This is a genomic window from Bifidobacterium aemilianum (assembly GCF_003315635.1).
GTDB lineage: Bacteria > Actinomycetota > Actinomycetes > Actinomycetales > Bifidobacteriaceae > Bifidobacterium > Bifidobacterium aemilianum.
In genome coordinates, this window is record NZ_PDCG01000051.1 from 1 (window position 1) to 368 (window position 368).

Below are 368 nucleotides of genomic sequence, written 5' to 3' on the forward strand. Positions count from 1 at the left end.
CATCAATTCGCCCAGGACGGGGAAGAGAGCGGTATGCCGGCTGATTTCCATGTGCATTCCAGCTACTCGTTCGACAGCGATTCACCCTTGTCGGCCTATCTGGACCGCGAGAACCACCTGCTGCTGACGACTGACCATCTTGAACTGGCGAACTCGGTTGACGACGGGCGCGATGATGTTCCCGACTTCGCTGAGATTGCCCGGCAGATGGAGTTCATCCGCCAGGAGTCCGGGGATGCTGGGCTCGAAACGGTCGTGGGGGCCGAGGTGGGCTACTGCAGGGAGCACCTGGGGCGGTTGGAGGAGCTTGTGGCCACGGACGGCATCGCCCTGCGGCTGCTGAGCTTCCACGCCTACCAGGGCCATGA

1 protein-coding gene is annotated in these 368 nt (G+C 62.5%); it reads left to right on the plus strand.

Going from position 1 to position 368, the window contains the following annotated elements; genetic code table 11:
* Window positions 1-33 precede the first annotated feature (33 nt).
* The coding region (locus CRD60_RS08365) for a PHP domain-containing protein (protein ID WP_201737257.1) at window positions 34-368 on the plus strand (335 nt) is incomplete at its 3' end.